Annotated in this window: 15 protein-coding genes; 9 read left to right on the top strand and 6 right to left on the bottom strand. The window is 68.0% G+C overall.

Annotation, left to right across the window (positions count from 1 at the left end; translation table 11 throughout):
• Positions 1 to 12: 12 nt before the first annotated feature.
• Positions 13 to 669 carry a methyltransferase family protein gene (locus K3U96_RS18670; protein WP_275085480.1) on the bottom strand — a complete coding sequence of 219 codons (657 nt, stop codon included), beginning with the start codon at positions 667 to 669 and terminating at the stop codon, positions 13 to 15.
• A 345-nt stretch (positions 670 to 1,014) separates the two neighbouring features.
• On the opposite strand from K3U96_RS18670, the gene K3U96_RS18665 reads away from it, so the two are divergent.
• Together K3U96_RS18665 and mbtM are read left to right on the top strand one after the other, a co-directional pair.
• Positions 1,015 to 2,166: a 3-keto-5-aminohexanoate cleavage protein gene (locus K3U96_RS18665; RefSeq protein WP_220690703.1), complete on the top strand. Its 1,152-nt coding sequence runs from the start codon at positions 1,015 to 1,017 to the stop codon at positions 2,164 to 2,166.
• A gap of 90 nt (positions 2,167 to 2,256) precedes the next feature.
• Complete coding sequence (gene mbtM, locus K3U96_RS18660; RefSeq protein ID WP_220690702.1) at positions 2,257 to 3,780, top strand: long-chain-fatty acid--ACP ligase MbtM; 1,524 nt, start codon at positions 2,257 to 2,259, stop codon at positions 3,778 to 3,780.
• A 40-nt stretch (positions 3,781 to 3,820) separates the two neighbouring features.
• Here the strand turns inward: mbtM and K3U96_RS18655 are convergent, their stop codons facing one another.
• Positions 3,821 to 4,792 (bottom strand): NADPH:quinone oxidoreductase family protein, encoded by a 972-nt coding sequence (locus tag K3U96_RS18655; protein WP_220690701.1) that lies wholly within the window; start codon positions 4,790 to 4,792, stop codon positions 3,821 to 3,823.
• A gap of 128 nt (positions 4,793 to 4,920) precedes the next feature.
• Between K3U96_RS18655 and K3U96_RS18650 the strand changes: the two genes are divergently transcribed.
• The gene (locus K3U96_RS18650) at positions 4,921 to 5,886 is read left to right on the top strand and encodes an alpha/beta fold hydrolase (protein WP_220690700.1); all 966 of its coding nucleotides are present in this window, start codon (positions 4,921 to 4,923) and stop codon (positions 5,884 to 5,886) included.
• Here K3U96_RS18650 and K3U96_RS18645 read toward each other — a convergent pair.
• Positions 5,883 to 7,244: a flavin monoamine oxidase family protein gene (locus tag K3U96_RS18645; RefSeq protein WP_230982195.1), complete on the bottom strand. Its 1,362-nt coding sequence runs from the start codon at positions 7,242 to 7,244 to the stop codon at positions 5,883 to 5,885. The two genes, K3U96_RS18650 and K3U96_RS18645, sit on opposite strands and share 4 nt — an antisense overlap.
• 19 nt (positions 7,245 to 7,263) lie before the next feature.
• On the opposite strand from K3U96_RS18645, the gene K3U96_RS18640 reads away from it, so the two are divergent.
• Both K3U96_RS18640 and K3U96_RS18635 read left to right on the top strand, forming a co-directional pair.
• Complete coding sequence (locus K3U96_RS18640; RefSeq protein WP_069407088.1) at positions 7,264 to 8,247, top strand: TIGR03617 family F420-dependent LLM class oxidoreductase; 984 nt, start codon at positions 7,264 to 7,266, stop codon at positions 8,245 to 8,247.
• A 40-nt stretch (positions 8,248 to 8,287) separates the two neighbouring features.
• Positions 8,288 to 9,853, top strand: a complete 1,566-nt coding sequence (locus K3U96_RS18635) for a flavin-containing monooxygenase (protein ID WP_220690699.1) — start codon at positions 8,288 to 8,290, stop codon at positions 9,851 to 9,853.
• 68 nt (positions 9,854 to 9,921) lie between these two features.
• On the opposite strand, the gene K3U96_RS18630 is transcribed toward K3U96_RS18635, so the two are convergent.
• Positions 9,922 to 11,034, bottom strand: a complete 1,113-nt coding sequence (locus K3U96_RS18630; RefSeq protein WP_220690698.1) for an Rv3169 family protein — start codon at positions 11,032 to 11,034, stop codon at positions 9,922 to 9,924.
• Positions 11,034 to 12,167, bottom strand: a complete 1,134-nt coding sequence (locus tag K3U96_RS18625) for a phosphotransferase family protein (RefSeq protein WP_220690697.1) — start codon at positions 12,165 to 12,167, stop codon at positions 11,034 to 11,036. The genes K3U96_RS18630 and K3U96_RS18625 overlap by 1 nt, the downstream gene beginning before the upstream one ends.
• 50 nt (positions 12,168 to 12,217) lie before the next feature.
• Here K3U96_RS18625 and K3U96_RS18620 point away from each other — a divergent pair, with 50 nt between their 5' ends.
• Together K3U96_RS18620 and K3U96_RS18615 are read left to right on the top strand one after the other, a co-directional pair.
• A complete protein-coding gene (locus tag K3U96_RS18620; RefSeq protein ID WP_220690696.1) occupies positions 12,218 to 12,820 on the top strand; it encodes a TetR/AcrR family transcriptional regulator C-terminal ligand-binding domain-containing protein in 603 nt (200 codons plus the stop codon).
• Positions 12,821 to 12,824: 4 nt separating this feature from the next.
• Complete coding sequence (locus K3U96_RS18615) at positions 12,825 to 13,508, top strand: PIG-L deacetylase family protein (protein ID WP_220690695.1); 684 nt, start codon at positions 12,825 to 12,827, stop codon at positions 13,506 to 13,508.
• 13 nt (positions 13,509 to 13,521) lie between these two features.
• Here the strand turns inward: K3U96_RS18615 and K3U96_RS18610 are convergent, their stop codons facing one another.
• Entirely contained in the window at positions 13,522 to 14,298 is a 777-nt protein-coding gene (locus tag K3U96_RS18610) for an enoyl-CoA hydratase (protein WP_220690694.1), read from the bottom strand.
• 209 nt (positions 14,299 to 14,507) lie between these two features.
• Between K3U96_RS18610 and K3U96_RS18605 the strand changes: the two genes are divergently transcribed.
• On the top strand, positions 14,508 to 16,007 hold the full coding sequence (locus tag K3U96_RS18605; RefSeq protein ID WP_220690693.1) for an FAD-dependent monooxygenase: 1,500 nt from the start codon (positions 14,508 to 14,510) through the stop codon (positions 16,005 to 16,007).
• 5 nt (positions 16,008 to 16,012) lie between these two features.
• Positions 16,013 to 16,606 (top strand): TetR/AcrR family transcriptional regulator, encoded by a 594-nt coding sequence (locus K3U96_RS18600; protein ID WP_220690692.1) that lies wholly within the window; start codon positions 16,013 to 16,015, stop codon positions 16,604 to 16,606.
• Positions 16,607 to 16,647 lie beyond the last annotated feature (41 nt).

The raw sequence follows: 16,647 nt of genomic DNA, 5'->3' as shown, positions 1-16,647 counted from the left end.
GCGTGCCGACGGTCACCACATCAGGGGCACCAGCCGGTAGCGCGCCTTCTGCGCGTACTCGCGGTACCCGTCCAGCTCTTCGCGAAGCAGCTTCTCTTCGTCGTTGATGCGCAAGATGAGCGTGATCACGCCGGGTATGACCGCGACCAGTCCCCAGTAGGAGCCGAGCGCAAGCGGGAAGCCGACGATCGTGATGACGTTGCCGGTGTACATGGGATGGCGCACCAGGCCGTACAGACCGGTATCGACGAGCTTCTGGTCCGACTCCACCCGGACCGTGGAAGCCGCGAAGCTGTTCTGGATCACCACCAGGCTGGTCACCCCGAGCCCGACGGCGACCAGGACGTCACCGGCCACGCTGATCGCCGCCGGTACCGACGACCAGCCGAACCGATGGTCAAGGCCGCTCACCAGAACCATCGCCGCCAGCGACGAGTACCAGCCGGCGATCAACAGCTTTTGCACCGCGCGGGTCTCGGCGACCGGCCCAGCATGCTTACGTCGTTGCAGGGCATCGGGATTCGTGCGCAGCAGGTACATGCTGGGCAGCCACGTCGACAGGGCGAACACCGCCAGGAAAGCCCACGCTTGCCAGTAGTCGAACGTTCCGGCGAGCCCGAACAGCACCAAGCCGAACACGACCAGTTCAACAAGCCCCAACCCCAGCATCTTCAGAAGGGCCTTCACACAACCTCCACACTCGTCGGTCTGACAGGCTAAAGCTACCGTCGGTTGCCGGGAAGCCGTGCACGAACGCACCCCACCCTTTCCCACGAGCGTGCGTGTCCCCACGCTTCGCGGTGGGCCCAGCGGCCGACACACCGTGCTCGAGTGCGAGTTCGCGCACGCTCATCGCGGCAGGGCCGCCCCACGCCCGCCCGACCGGCCGCTAATTTATACAATGGCAATTGTGTAAACTCTGGACCGTCACCGGAGCATCTGCACCTGCGGCTTGTCGGGAAGGCGTGACGCCAGGGTCGTGGCTGTGGACACCTGCAGAAAGGCGGCACTGCAATGAGTTTTCGCGACGACGGCCGGGTGTACCTGGAGGCCGGGATAAACGGCAAGGCCAGCAAGGAACTGAATCCGAACGTTCCCTATGGTGCTGACGAGACGGCTCACGATGTCGTGGAGTGCATCCAGCACGGTGCGAGCGTGGTTCACTACCACGCTCGCTATGACGACGGCCGGCAAGCCTGGGCCGACGACGACGTCTCCCGCGTAATCTTGGCCACCGCGGCCCGGGAGGTCGACCCGCTCGCCTACCCGGGCTACGCCGGCAGCCTCGAGCACGTCGCGGCGCTAGCCGAGCGCCCACCGGACGGTACCGGGTTGTTTTTCACTCCGTACGAGCCGGCTCAACACGTCGAGCAGGTCTTGTGGCACGAAGACAAGAACCAGTTCGAGGTGGCCGCTATCGGCACCGACGACTCGAGCGGCGCGCATCCTCCGTACCTGGCCGAGCTCGATCGGCTCACGACGTTGAGGTTGGTGCCCAGCATCTCGGTGTTCAATGCCGTCGATCTGCGCTGGGTGATGCTGGCCGCCCGCATCGGGGTCCTGCGGCAACCCTTGAACATCAAGTTGTTCTTCTCCGATCGCTGGGTTTCCTACAGTGATCCCGCCCCCGACGTCATGGACTTCCTGATCTCGCGGATCCCGAAGTGGGTCGATCACGAGATCGTCGTCGTGCCATATGCGATGAACTCGGCCGAACGTTGTCAAGAGCTGTGGGAGCACGCGCTGGAGCGCGGGCTAGGAATTCGGGTGGGCATCGGGGACAACCCGTTGGTGTACCGGACAGTGACCAACGCCAGGATGGTGGACCGCGCGGTCGACCTCGTCGCCCGGCGCGGGTTCAGTCCTGCCACACAGGATGACGTGCGCGCCCGCTTCGCTGCCGCCGGTGTGGACGAAAGCGAAATGGTGCGGGTGGTCGTCAACCGCAACCGCTGTCTGGGCTGGGGCGTGTGCTACACACATGCACCGGAGATATACCAAGCTGATTCAGAGGGCTACTGCGTCGTCGTCAAGCCCTTCGTCGGCGAAGCGCTGTTCGAGAAGGCCGTCGAGGGTGCGGCGGCCTGCCCGGAACGTGCGATCAGGGTGGAGTTGCCCGACGACGCCTCTGCGCCGATAACGACCGGAACGGGCAGTCACACGTAGCCGTCCACAGCGCACCCCGATCCATTAACTTTGCGGTAGCGAACCGTTGTCGAGGCAGTCGGTTCCCAGGGTCAACACGTATGAGGTGCGATGAGCTCGTTGGCAACCGCGCTTGCCGAGCGGTTATCAAGCAGCGACAGGTATCTGGTCGTTCTGGACGACGGGCACTGGACGCGCCATCCGTGGCCGGAGGTACACGCCCGATCAGAAAACGTCGCCGACTGGCTGCGCGACGACGGCGTCACCGCGCTCGGACTGACGGGGGACCCCACCGTCGAGTTGATCGCAGCGATCCTGGGTGCCTTCCAGGCCGGTGTTGCGGTATCGATCGGACCCGGCCCGGTCCGCGGCGCGGATTCAGATCAGTGGGCGCAGAGCACCCTGACCCGGTTCAGCGGCATGGGGATCAGCCACGTGCTCAGCCACGGCGCCCACCTGGACCGGCTGTCGGGCGCCGACGGACCCTTGATCGTCAAGGAGCTCAGCTCCGTTGCCCCGGTAGGACGTTCGTCCACGTTCGTGGCCCCCGATGATCCCGACCCGGTGGCGCTACTGCAGGGCACCGCGGGGTCGACGGGCGCCCCGCGCACAGTGCAGGTCTCACCGGACGCGGTGCTGGCCAACCTCAGCGGCCTCAACGCACGCATCAATGTGACGCCGGCAGACGTCGGGTGCTCCTGGTTGCCGCTGTACCACGACATGGGGCTGAGCTTTCTGCTCGCGGGCGCCCTGGGCGGCACCGACGTGTGGCAGGCGCCGACGGCGGCTTTTCAGGCGTCACCGTTTCGGTGGCTGAGTTGGCTCTCCGAGAGCCGCGCCACCATCACCGCGGCGCCCAACATGGCCTACGGGTTGCTCGGCAAGTATTCGCGGCGCGTCACCGACGTGGACCTGAGCAACGTGCGCTTCGCGCTCAACGGTGGTGAACCCGTCGATTGTGACCTGACCGCGCGGTTCGCCACCGAGATGGCCCGCTTCGGGTTCGACGGCGGCGCGCTGGCACCGTCGTACGGAATGGCCGAAGCCACCTGTGCGGTAACGGTCCCCGAACCCGGCCGCGGCCTGGTCGTCGACGACGCCGGCCACGCGATCCTCGGTGCGGCGATAGCGGGCATGTCGGTGCGCATCGAACCGGGCGAGCACGGGCAGCGCGGGGTCGGCGAGGTGATGATCCGCGGATCGTCGATGATGACGAGCTATCGCGGCGGGGAGCCGCTGGGCGCCGACGAGTGGTTTGCGACCGGCGATCTGGGCTATCTGGTCGACGGCGGTCTCGTGGTGTGCGGGCGTGCCAAGGAACTGATCACCGTGGCCGGGCGCAACGTCTTTCCCGCCGAGGTCGAGCAGGTGGCCGCGAGCGCACCCGGGGTACGCGAGGGCGCCGTCGTCGCCGTCGGTGTCGGTGAACGCTCCGTGCGGCCCGGCGTCGTGGTCGTCGCGGAGTTCCGCGGACCCGACGAAGACGGTGTGCGTGCCGAGGTGGTCAGGCGCGTCGCGTCAGTATGCGGTGTCGTCCCCTCGGACGTGATCTTCGTGCGCCCCGGCGCGCTGCCGAGAACAACGTCGGGCAAGTTGCGCCGGCTGGAGGTCAAGAAGCGGTTTGTGGAGCGGTAGCCGCGGTGAGCGCGGTTCACGCTCCACAAATCGCCGAGGGTCAGCGCACTTTGACGACGACCTTGCCCTTGGCTGAGCGGTCCTCCAACGCCGCGATCGCATCGGCTGCGCGTTCGAGCGGGTAGACCACCGGTTCGGGCGCGGACACCTTGCCCGACGCCAGCAGCGGCTCCAGCTCGGCCCACTGCTCGGCGAGATAGTCGGGGTGGGTGAGAGTCCAAGCGCCCCAACCCACTCCGACCACATCGATGTTGTTGAGCAGCAGCCGGTTCACCTTCACGGTCGGGATCTCCCCGCCGGTGAACCCGATGACCAGCAGCCGGCCGCCGGGGGCCAGCGAGCGCAGCGAGTCGGTGAACCGGTCACCGCCGACCGGGTCCACGACGATGTCCACGCCGCGCCCGTCGGTCAGCTCCTTTGCCGCGTCCTTGAAGCCGTCGGCGAGCACCACATCGGACGCCCCGGCGGCGCGGGCCACCTCGCTCTTGTCCTCGGTGCTCACCACCGCGATCACCCGCGACGCGCCCCACGCCTGCGCCAACCGCAGCGTCGACGTGCCGATACCGCCGGCGGCGCCGTGCACCAGCACGGTCTCGCCCTCGGCCAGCCGGCCCCGGGTCAGCAGTCCGTGGTGCATGGTCAGGTCGTTGAAGAGCAGGCCGGCGCCGGCCTCGAACGACACGTTGTCAGGCAGCTTGAACACCCGTTCGGCGGGCAGCGCGACCACTTCGGCCATCCCCCCGCAGAGCATGGTCAGCGCAGCCACCCGATCACCCGCGGTCACGTGCGCGCCCGCAGGTGCGCTGCGCACCACGCCGGCGACCTCACCGCCGGGGGTGTAGGGCAGCTCCGGTTTGTACTGGTAGAGCCCGCGGGACTGCAGCACGTCGGGAAACGCGACCCCCGCGGCGTGCACATCGATGACGATCGCGTCCTGGCCGTCCGGTTCGTCGATCTCGACAAGCTTCGCGGCCTGCGGCCCGTCCAGGCTGGCTATCTGTATTGCGCGCATGGCGCCCATTTAACCGCGCCGGATGCGCGTCATCTGAGCCGCCGCCGCGAGTCGCTGATAACGGCCACCCGGACCCGAAGATAAGCTAACTTATGCAGCAACGTTGCTGAGACCTGATCGGAGCGAAGATGGGACGTGGTCAAACCCCGAGGACGCGGGCAGGTGGCTTCGCCGCCGCGCAGGCGTTACCGCCGGGCAGGCCCGTCACGGTCCGGTCAGCGGACGGCACCCGCCTGCACGCCGAGGTCTTCGGGCCCGACGACGGCCAGCCCATCGTGCTGGCCCACGGCATCACCTGCGCGATCCGGGTGTGGGCGCACCAGATCACCGACCTGTCCCGTGACTACCGCGTGATCGCCTACGACCACCGCGGTCACGGCCGCAGCGGAGTGCCGCGCCGCGGCGGCTACAGCCTCGATCATCTGGCGGCCGACCTCGACTCCGTGCTCGACGCGACGGTGGACCGGGGTGAACGCGCGGTGGTGGCGGGCCACTCGATGGGCGGCATCGCGATCACGTCGTGGGCCGAGCGCCACCCCGACCGGGTGCCCGAGCGGGCGGCCGCCGTCGCACTCATCAACACCACCACCGGAGACCTGCTGCGCAACGTGCAGTTGCTGCCGGTGCCGCCGCAACTCGCCGCGGTGCGGGTGCGATTCGCGGGAACGCTGCTGAAGACGTTCAGCGCCGCGCCGGTGATGCGGGCGGTCGAACGCCCGGGCCGACGGCTGGTGTCCATGATGGCCGTGGGGCGCGACGCCGATCCCACGATTGGCCAGTTCGTCTACGAACTGTTCACCTCCACCCCGCCGGCCGGTCGCGGCGGGTGGGCCCGCACGCTCGTCGACCATCTCGGACCCCAGCACATCGGGCTGAAGAACCTCAGCGTGCCGACGCTGGTCATCGGCAGCGAGAAGGATCGGTTGTTGCCGATAAAGTCGGCGCGCCACATCGCCCGTGAGGTGCCCAACCTCGCGCAGTTCGTCGAACTGGCCGGCGGGCACTGCGCGATCCTGGAGCGCCCGCAGGAGGTCAACAGCCAGTTGCGCCGGCTGGTCGAGTCGGTCAGCGCGGCGCGGCGCGCGACCTCTTAGGCCGTCAGCGCGCGGTGCACCTCCTCGGCGGCGCGCTGACCGGACCGGACCGCCCCGTCGAGGAATCCGGTCCACTCGTCAGCGGTTTCGGTGCCCGCCCAGAAGATGCCGTCGACCGGCTTGCGCAGCCAGGGGCCGTAGGTTGTCCACGATCCCGTCGGCACCGCCGCCGTCGGTCCGCCCGGGGCGAATCCTTCTGCGCCCCAACGGTGGTCGAGGTAGTCGATCGGGTGGGCGGCCGCATCGCCGAACAGCGTCGTGAAACCGGCAAGCGCGCGTTCCCGGCGTTGCGCGGCGGGCAGCGTGTCAAATGACCGGGCGTCGGTGAACCCCAACAGGATTCCCGGGCCGTCGTCGCCGGGGCTGACGTCGAACGTGATGAAGACGGGACCCTCGTCGGAGAGCGCCTCACCCGAACAGCCGTTGGCCCGCCAGAACGGCGTTTCGTAGGCGACGTAGGCCTTGCTGAGATTGCCCTGCGGCCAATGGTGCACGAGTTTTGCATGCTCGGGCGGAAGGTCGGGGTGAAACTCGATGCCGGCCCGGTGCGCGGGTGGGACCGCGACGACAACCGCTTTGGCGGTGACATCCCCGCGGTCGCAGCCCACGGTCAGCGTGCCGTCGGGGTGGCGCTGGACGCGGCGCACGACGGCGTCCAACACCACCCGCGGCCCGAGTTCGTCGGCCATCCGCAGCGCGATCTGCTGGGTGCCGCCCGGGAACCGGTCCTGCTGGGCCCCGCCCTCGACGTCGAGCATGCGGCCGATCCCGCCCGCGGCCTTGACGTAACGCACGGCGTGCAGCATCGACACCTCGGCGGGTTCGGCGCCCCATGTCACCCGCGCCATGATCGCCATCAGATCCCTGGTGGATGCGCTGGCGCGGACGTAGCGCAGCCAGTCATCGAGGGTTTTGGAGTCCAGGATCTCGGCGATCGACGACGTCCACGGCTTGTCGACCGGCACCCGGCGGCAGACGCGGTCAAACCGCCACTGGATGCGGGACACGTCGAGCAGTTCGATGATCGACAACCGCGGAATCGTGCTGCGATACGACCGCACCCGGCCCCGCCAGTGGATCAGGTTCTTGCCGCGCACGTATGTCGGCTCGGTGGGGCAACCGAGTTCCTTGGCGAGCGCGACCACGGCGTCCTGCGTCGGACCGACGAACGTCGCACCGAGATCCACCGGCACCCCGGCGATCGTCGCGGTCATCGACCGACCCCCGACCCGGTCGCGGCCCTCCAGAACCAGCACGTCGTGCCCGTGCCGGATCAGGTCGCGGGCCGTGGTCAGCCCGGCGAACCCGGCGCCGATGACGACGACGTCGGCGCCGGCCGGCAGGACAGGAGACGTCACCCGATTAGGCTCTCACGTCGTGAAGATATTGACAGCGCTGTTCGGCCCGACGGATGCGATCCAGCGGACGCAGGCCCTGCGTGAGGCCGGAGCCAGCGGTGTCTTCACGTTCGAGGGCCCACACGACGTGTTCGCGCCGTTGACGCTGGCGGCCACGGTGCCCGGCCTGGACCTGATGACCAACGTTGCGATCGCGCTCCCGCGCAACCCTATTCAGCTTGCGCATCAGGCCAACGACATGCAGCTGCTGGCGCAGGGGCGCTTCGTCCTCGGCCTCGGCACCCAGGTGCGCGCACAGGTCGAGAAGCGCTACGGCGCGGCTTTCGACCGGCCGGTGGCGCGGATGAAGGAGATGGTCGGGGCGCTGCGGGCGGTGTTTCACACGTGGAGCACCGGCGAGCGGCTGGACTTCCGCGGCGAGTACTACCGGCACACGCTGATGACCCCGACCTTCAACCCCGGCCCCAACCCGTACGGCCCACCACCGATCTATCTGGGCGCGCTGGGCCCGCGGTTGACCCGGGCCACCGCCGAGGTCGCCGACGGTCTGTTGGTGATGCCGTTCGGCTCGAAGCGGTTCCTGCACGAGGTGACGATGCCCGCAGTGCGCGACGGGCTCGCGGCGGCCGGGCGCCGCGCCGAGGACTTCGCCGTCGTCCCGGAGATCATCGTGTCCGTCGACGACGACGACCACGCATCGGCGCGCCGGCTGCTGTCGTTCTACGGTTCCACCCCGGCGTACCGCCCGGTCCTGGACGCGCACGGGTGGGGTGAGCTGCAACCGGAACTGAATGCGCTGTCCAAGCAGGGCCGGTGGCAGGAGATGGCCACCCTGATCGACGACGACGTGCTGCACACCATCGCCGCATGCGGCAGCCCGGCGCAGATCGCCGCGCACATCCGCGACCGCGTCGACGGCGTGTCGGACCGCATCTGCCTCTACCAGCCGGAGCCCATCGCGGTCGAGTCGTTGGCCAGGATCGTCGACGCTTTGGGGTCCTGACACATATCGTGGTACTCGGCAGGACCAAAGGAGGTTCGCGATGAGTGGCGATGAGCGCTTGCGCGAAGAGCAGACCGGTACCGATGAGCGCTTGCGCGAAGAGCAGACCGGTACCGATGAGCGCTTGCGCGAAGAGCAGGCTGACTACTCCGACGTGCTGATCATCGGTGCGGGGATCTCCGGGATCGGCGCCGCCTACCGCGTGCAGGAGAAGAACCCGAAGGCGTCCTACACCCTGCTGGAGCGGCGCGCGCGGATTGGCGGGACGTGGGATCTGCACCGCTACCCGGGCATCCGCTCCGACAGCGACATCATCACGCTGAGCTACCCCTTCGAGCCGTGGACCCGTCCGGAGAACGTGGCCGACGGACCCGACATCCGCGACTACCTCGAGCAGACCGCCCAAAAGCACGGCATCGACAGGCACATCCGGTTCAACACCCGGGTGCTGTCGGCGGACTGGGATTCGACCGCCGACACGTGGACGGTGCGGACCGAGCAGGACGGCGCACCGAAGACCTACCGGGCGCGGTTCCTGTTCTTCGGCACCGGATACTACAACTACGACGAACCGTACCGGCCGGATTTCCCCGGCCTCGAGGAATTCTCCGGCGACGTGGTGCATCCGCAGCACTGGCCCGAGTCGCTGGACTACGCGGGTAAGCGCATCGTGGTGATCGGCAGCGGCGCGACCGCGGTCAGCATGATCCCGACCCTGACCGAAAGCGCCGGTCACGTGACCATGCTGCAGCGGTCACCGACCTACATGTTGTCGACCCAGCGCATCAACCCGGTGGTGCAGGCGTTCCGTAAGGTGCTGCCGAAGCGGGCCGCGTACCGCGCTGCGCGGTTCTACAACACGCTGTTCACCGTCTTCGTCTACGGGTTCGCCCGGATCGCGCCGAAGCTCAGCAGGCGCTACATCCGCAGCAACGCCAAGCGCAACCTGCCCGAGGGTTATCCGGTCGACGTGCACTTCAATCCCCGCTACGACCCGTGGGACCAACGGCTGTGCGCCATGCTGGACAACGACTTCTACGAGGTGATCAGCGCAGGTCGCCTGGACGTGGTGACCGACCAGATCGATCACATCGACGCCACCGGAATCGTGCTGCGGTCGGGGGAGCGGATCGACGCCGACGTGATCGTCACCGCGACGGGCATCCAGTTGCAGGCGCTCGGCGGGGTTGCGCTGAGCATCGACGGGGCGGAGTTCAAGCCGCAGGACCGGTTCGTCTACAAGGAGCACATGCTCGAGGACGTGCCGAACCTGGCCTGGTGCGTCGGCTACATCAACGCCTCGTGGACGCTGCGCGCCGACCTCACCGCCCGCGCGTTCGCCAGGCTGATCGCCTACATGGACGCCCACCGCTACACCCACGCCTACCCGCATCTGGGCGAGCGGCCGATGGCCGAGAAACCGGCGTGGAACATCAACGCCGGCTACGTGCAGCGCGCGGGCCACGTGCTCCCGAAGTCGGGTACCGAACGGCCCTGGAACGTGCGGCACAACTACGTGCTGGACGCCATCGACCACCGCTTCGACCGCATCGAGGAGTCCATGGTGTTCGGCCGGGTCAGCGTCGCACAGCCGACGGCCAGCTGAGGGCTCGCACTGCGATTTCGGCGCGCTTATGCCCCGTCAGCGTCCGTTAGCGCGCCGAAATCGCTGACTTACGGTGCGACGGTGAACCAGTCGGCGAAGCCCGACGGGTCGTGGCGGCCCAGCGCGCCGTGCTCGAACAGCCCCCAGCCCTCTGCCGTCTTGCCGCCTTCAGTGCACACCGCACGGCCGACATGGTCGATGACGCCGAACATGGCCTTGCCGTTGACCGACGGGTCGGTCATGTCGTAGGTGAGCCGTTCGGTGAACTTCTCGCCCTTCCACATACCGTGCAGCCAGTCCGAATCCCCGCCGTACCCGCCGCCGATGTGGATCGGCACCGCCAGCTTCGACTCGACCTCGAACACCACCGGGTTTCCCTCGGGCGTGGTGGCTTCGATGGTGGCGCCGTAGGGAATTCGGGTCCCCGAGGTGTAGTGGATTTTCACCCGCGGCCAGCCGAGCTGTTCGACCCGGCCGTCGCGCCAGATCCGGGTGCAGTCGTTGAGGCTGCGGAACCCGGTGGGGTCTTCCTGGATGATCAGCACGATCCCGTGGTCGTCGAACGCCATCGGCACGTAGAGCCACCACATGCCCTCGAACGGGGGATCGGCGGGACGACCCGCCGGCTCGGGCTCGCCGATCGGGCGGATACCCCACGAGCGGTCGCGGGTGCCGATCCACACCGACGGGTCGACGGTGATGTCCTCGCCGTCGATCGCGATGGTGCCGCTCCAGCTCCCGACCTGGGCGAAGCGTTGGGCGTCGAGCGTGACGCGGGTGCCGGTGCGCAGTATGTGGCGTTGCTCCTGCACGACGGGAAACAGGCCCTGCCAGGTCAGGTCGACGGCGATGCCGTCGGTTTCCTCGAGCACCACCCGCAGCTTGTTCAGCGGTTCGGTGACCTCGAGGCGGTACCCCAGCACGTGTTGGTTCAGCCGGTCAGCGTCGATGCCGTCGGAAAGATGCACCGCGGTCTGCACATCGCCCCTGCGCACCAGGACGAACGCGTCCTTGACCCCGAGGTTGGGGTAGTAGCCGATGCCGGTGATCAAGAAGATGTCGCCGGTGCGGTCGTGGGCGTTGAGATAGGAGCGGTCGTAGAAGTTGCGGTCCGATGATCCCGGCCAGGCGATGGGCTGTGGGATCTGGTGGACGGGGAATTCGTCGATCGGTCCGAGCATCAGGCCTCTCCTCCTATGAGCCGCTTGAGCAGCGCCCCGTGATAGAACAGCGATTCGACGTCTTCGGGTTGCTCGATCTCCCCGAAGCGAACCCGCCGGGCGCTGGTCCGCATGAACACACACGCCCAGATCACCCCCGAGTAGACGTAAAACCATTGCAGGTCACCGAGGTCCACTCCGGTGCGCGCGGCGTAGGTGCCCTTGACGTCTTCTTCGCGCATGAAGTCGGGCAGGCCGGGTAAGCCGGCCAGGCCTGCGAGCTCTTGAAACACCATGTGCGCGAAGATCATCCACGCGGCATCCATTTCGCGCGGCCCCAGCGTGGCCATCTCCCAGTCCAGTACGGCCACGGGCTGGAACCCGGAGTAGAGCACGTTGCCGACGCGCGAGTCGCCCCACACCAGCACCGGATCCTTGGCTGCGGCGTCGGTCGGCCAGTTGGCCTCCAGCCAGTCCAGGGCCTGCTCGACGAGCGTGGAGCGCCCGATGTCGGGTACGGCGAACTGATACCAGGACTTCAGCCAGTTGAGGTTGCGCCGCAACGCATTGTCGTCGGACCCGTCATCGAGAAAGCCGAAGGTGTTGTGCGGCTCGGGAATCGAGTGCAGTTGGGCCAGCACGTCGACGGTCGCGTCTTGGAGTTCTCGCTGCTGTTCGGCGGGTGCGTCGAAGAACCAGTTGCCGCCGAAGGTGTACGGCATGACATCGGGGGGCACCCGGCCGTCGACGTACTCCATCAGGAAGAACGGCGTGCCCAGTACCGACCCGCTGTTCTCCAGCCAGCGCACCGGCGGCACCGGTACATCGGTTTTCTCGCCGACCAACCGGATGACGTCGAACTGATGATCCATCCGGTACGACGAGAACACCGGAACGTCCCGTTCGGCGGGGGCGATGCGGGCGACCCACTTCTGCTCCTGGCGTTGCCCGTCCTGGTCCCAGCGGCCGGTGAGAATGATGGTCTCCGAGGACATGCCGTTGGCGTCGACCCCGCTCTCCACGGTGATCTCCGGCGTCGCGCCGTCGGGCAGCACCGTCGACAACCACCGCGACATCACGTCGGGCAGGGTGCTGACGTCGCGGCTGGAATGTTCGAGGCGGCTGACATCTTCGACAGCCGGTTCGGTTGCCATCACAAACCATCCTTCGTTGACCCGAAAATTACGATACGGTGGGTAGCGTTATGAAAGCAGACCTGTCATCGGTTGACAAGCCCCCGGGCGCCGGGCGGCCCCGGGATCGCCGTATCGACGCTGCCATCTTGCGCGCCACCGCGGATCTGCTGGTGGAAATCGGCTATTCCAACCTCACGATGGCCGCCGTCGCCGAGCGGGCGGGTACCACCAAGACCGCGTTGTACCGCCGGTGGTCCAGCAAGGCCGAGCTGGTGCACGAGGCCGCGTTTCCCGCCGCGCCCACCGCGATCGCGACGCCGCCGGGGGATATCACCGCCGACATCCGCGCGATGATCGCCGCCGCGCGCGACGTCTTCACCAGCCCCCTGGTGCGCGCCGCCCTTCCCGGGCTGATCGCCGACATGGACGCCGACGCCGAGCTGAACGCCAGGGTGATGGAGCGGTTCACCGAACTGTTCGCCGCGGTCGGCATGCGGCTGGCCGACGCCGTGAAGCGCGGCGAGGTGCATCCCGACGTCGACCCCGACCGGCTGGTCGAGGTGATCGGCGGAGCCACCCTGCTTCGCGTGCTGCTGCGGCCCGACGGATCCCTCGGCGACGACTGGGTCGAACAAACCACCGCCATCCTGGTGCACGGTGTGGTGGCATAGCGCAGTGCTTGCAGTACAACCTTTTCCGTCCGACTGGCGCACCTGCCTGGTTCTGGTGCCCCACCCCGACGATCCCGAATACGGCATCTGCGCGGCGGTCGCCAAGTGGACATCGGCGGGCAAGACGGTCCGCTACGCGCTGGCGTGCCGGGGTGAGCGCGGCATCGCCGGAATGGCACCCGAACAGGCCGGCCCGCTGCGCGAGATCGAACAGCGCCGGTCCGCGGCGATCGTCGGCGTGGACGACGTCGACTTCTGGGACTTTCCCGACAGCGATATCCGCGACACCCCGCAACTGCGCACCAAAATCGCCGAGACGATCACCGCGCAGGCGCCCGACGTCGTGGTGACGATCTACAGTGGCCCGGAGTGGGCGCCAGGTGCGCCGAACCAGCGTGACCACATCGAATTCGCCAACGCCGTTGCGCACGCCTACGATTCACTATCCGACCCGCCGTGCTGGCTGTTCGAGAACGGCCCGCAGATGACCCACGGGGAAACCGTCGACGGCTATCTGGACCACGCCGTCGCCGCGCTTGCCGCCCACCAGAAGTACCTGTCGGTGCTCGACCCCGACACCCCGGTCATCGAGCAGGCGCGCAAGCAGGTGGGTATGTCGGCCGCGCCGCATCCGGAGTTCGACGGCGCGCCCACCGTCGGCTTCATCCTCAAGCGGTCCGCCTGCTAGCTGCGGCGCGGACTCAGCGGTCGATCTGCCGTTTGTTGCGCTCGCTCACCGCCCGGAACTGGTCGCCCAACCCCTCGTAATCGCGGTGCTGGGCAAAGGCGATCCTCTCCTCGGCGCCCAGCGCCGGGTCGATGACGGCTGCCGCCCCGGTCGTGTAGATCTCCTTGAGCCCGAGCATGATCGGGCCCGGCACCTCGGCGATCTGAGCCGCCAACTCCACAGCCCGGTCCAGCAGACGGTCGTGGGTGACGACCTCGGTCACCAACCCGATGCGTTCGGCACGTTTCGCATCGACCACCTCGCCGGTCATCGACAGCCGCCGCGCCATCGCCAGGCCGACCACCTGGGGCAGCCGTGCGGTCATGCCGCCGCCGGGCAGGATGCCGACCCGGGCGTGGGTGTCGGCGAACACCGCCCGCTCCGATGCGACGAGAAAATCGCAACCAAGGGCCATCTCGAGGCCGCCGGTGAACGTCGCACCGTTGACCGCACCGATGATCGGCGTGCGCATGTCGGCGGTCGCGGCGATGCAGCTCTGCGACCGGAACTCCTCGAAGTAGGCCAGCCCGTCACGCTGGGCCTCCTTGAGGTCCACGCCCGCGCAAAACGCCGGGTCGGCACCGGTCAGCACCACGGCGCGGACGTCGTCGTCGGCATCGGCCTGTGTCAACGCCGCGTACAGGGTGCGGATCAACTCGCGGCTCAGCGCGTTGCGGGCGGCGGGCCGGTTCATCGTCAGCACCCGCACCGGACCACGGTCGGTGACGAGAACGAGGTCTTCGGTGGTCATGCCATGAACGTAGCGGGCCGGGCGACGCAGCGGACGCGTGGTTGTGCGGTTTCATCCGCGACACGCCGCGGACTGCGTTTCAAACCGCACAGTGGGCACCCGACGCGCGCATGAACTAGGTATGCCGGGGCGTATTCGGCACTGGACGTCAACTTTCACAGCGCCTAGCATTTCGTTACAACACCGTTTCGTATATGGAGGATGTGGAGATGGCACAGCCGGAGGTGCTCGTGGCCGGCGCGGGTCCCGCCGGGTTGGCGTTGGCGTGCGGGCTCCTGCTGCAGGGGGTCGACGTGCGCGTCGTCGACAAGGCGAGCGGCCCGGCGACGACGTCACGGGCCAACTTCCTGCACGCGCGGGGCTCTGAGGTCCTCGATCGGCTGGGTGCTCTGGGTGATCTGCCGCAGCGTTCGGTGCGCGCCATGCGCATCACCAGCTATCTGGCCGGTAAGCCGGTCTTGCGCCTGCGCTTCGGCGATCCCGGAATGGACACCGCCGCACCGCCGATGGTGATCTCTCAGGCCAGCGTCGAGGCGGCGCTGAGGGACCGGTTGACAGAACTCGGCGGCACCATCGAATGGCATACCCCGCTGGTGGACCTGCGTCAGCACGACGGGGAAGTGGTTGCCACGCTCGGTACCGGTGAGGATGTGCACCCACGCTGGTTGGTCGGCTGCGACGGTGCGGGCAGCACCACGCGCCGACTTGCCGACATCGGGTTTCCCGGCGTGAAGCTCTCCGAACGGTTTCTGCTCGCCGACGTGGGATTGGACTGGAACCTCGACCGGTCAGGCACCACCGGCTGGATCCATCCGGACGGGATGATCGGCGCGATGCCGATGCCCGACGACCTGTGGCGCGTCATCGCCTACGATCCCGGCCAACCTACCGAAAAGCCCACGGACGCCGAAATTCTCGCCCGGCTGCAACGCATCCTGCCCGAACGCACCGGCCACGAAGTGCGGGTCACCGCCACCGAGTGGTTGTCGATGTTCCAGGTGCACCGCCGACTCGCCGACACCTATCGCCGGGGCCGCGTGCTGATCGCCGGCGACGCCGCGCACACCCACGCGCCGTTCGGCGGGCAGGGCATGCTGACCGGGTTCGGCGACGTCGAAAACCTCGCATGGAAGTTGGCTCTTGTGGTCGGCCGGCGCGCCGACGCCGCGCTCTTGGACACGTACGAGGCGGAGCGACGCCCGTTGGCCACCGAGGTCCTGCGCGATACCAGCGCCATCACCAAGGTCAACATCGCGCAGGGCCCCGTCGGTAGGTTTCTGCGCGACCGGGTGATGGTGCCATTGGTCAACCTGCCGCGGGTGCAGCGCTCGGTGACGTACCGAACCTCGCAGCTGTGGGTGAGTTACCGGCGCGGGCCGCTGGCCGAAAAGAGTTGGTGGACACAGAATCCGCGGCCGGGCGACCGGATCGCCGACGTCGACTGCCGACGCGCCGACGGGGAACCGACCCGGTTGTACGCCGAACTCGGCCGACGATGGGCGCTGCTGGCAGGTGGTGGCGGCGAGGCGCTGATCGCGACGGCGCAACGTCACCTCGGCGAGCACGTCGTCGCGCTGCGCCGCGCCGAGCCGGATCGCACCGAAACCATGTTGATTCGGCCCGACGGGCACCTGGCCTGGCGCGGCCGGGCCGAGCCGAAGTTGGCCGGATGGCTGCACCGGGCGTTGGGTAGGGGGCACCTGCGGTGACGGCGATGTCGGCCCGGGGTCGTCCGCGTGACCCGACACTGGACACCGCGATCCTGGCCGCCGCGCTGGAACTGTTCATGGCCCACGGTATTTCGGTGATGAGCATCGAGCAGGTCGCTAAACGCGCCGGTGTCGGCAAACCGACCATCTACCGGCGATGGTCGGCCAAGGAGCGGTTGGTCGCCGACGCGATCGAGGCGTTGGTCGACGCGGACATCAGCTGGCCGGACATCGACGAGATCGCCGCGACGCCGCCGCAGCAACTGGTGAGACGCAATATCGACGCCGCGGCCCGCACCGCTGCCGACCCGGCCTTCCGCGCGCTGGTCGCCCAGATCTACGGCTCGGCCGTGACCCATCCCGCGTTGATGCAGACCTACTGGACGCACTACATCATGCCCCGTCGCAGTTTGACGATGGCCGTGCTGGCACGTGCGCAGGCCGACGGCGCCGTGGCGCCCGACGCCGATCTGGACGTCATCGTCGACATGCTCGCGGGCGCGGTGACATACCGGGTGCTGCAACCCGATCCACCCAACTTCCGGCAGATGAAGCGCTACCTCACCGCCGTGTACCGACAGGTCGGGTTGCTGCCCTGACTCGCCGATTACACCGCTGGCCCCGCCAGTGTGCGGTTTTA

Source organism: Mycolicibacterium holsaticum DSM 44478 = JCM 12374 (assembly GCF_019645835.1).
In the GTDB taxonomy this organism is placed as follows: Bacteria; Actinomycetota; Actinomycetes; order Mycobacteriales; family Mycobacteriaceae; genus Mycobacterium; species Mycobacterium holsaticum.
The sequence above is the reverse complement of the archived record's forward strand: the minus strand, read 5'-3'. Positions and strand labels throughout refer to the sequence as shown.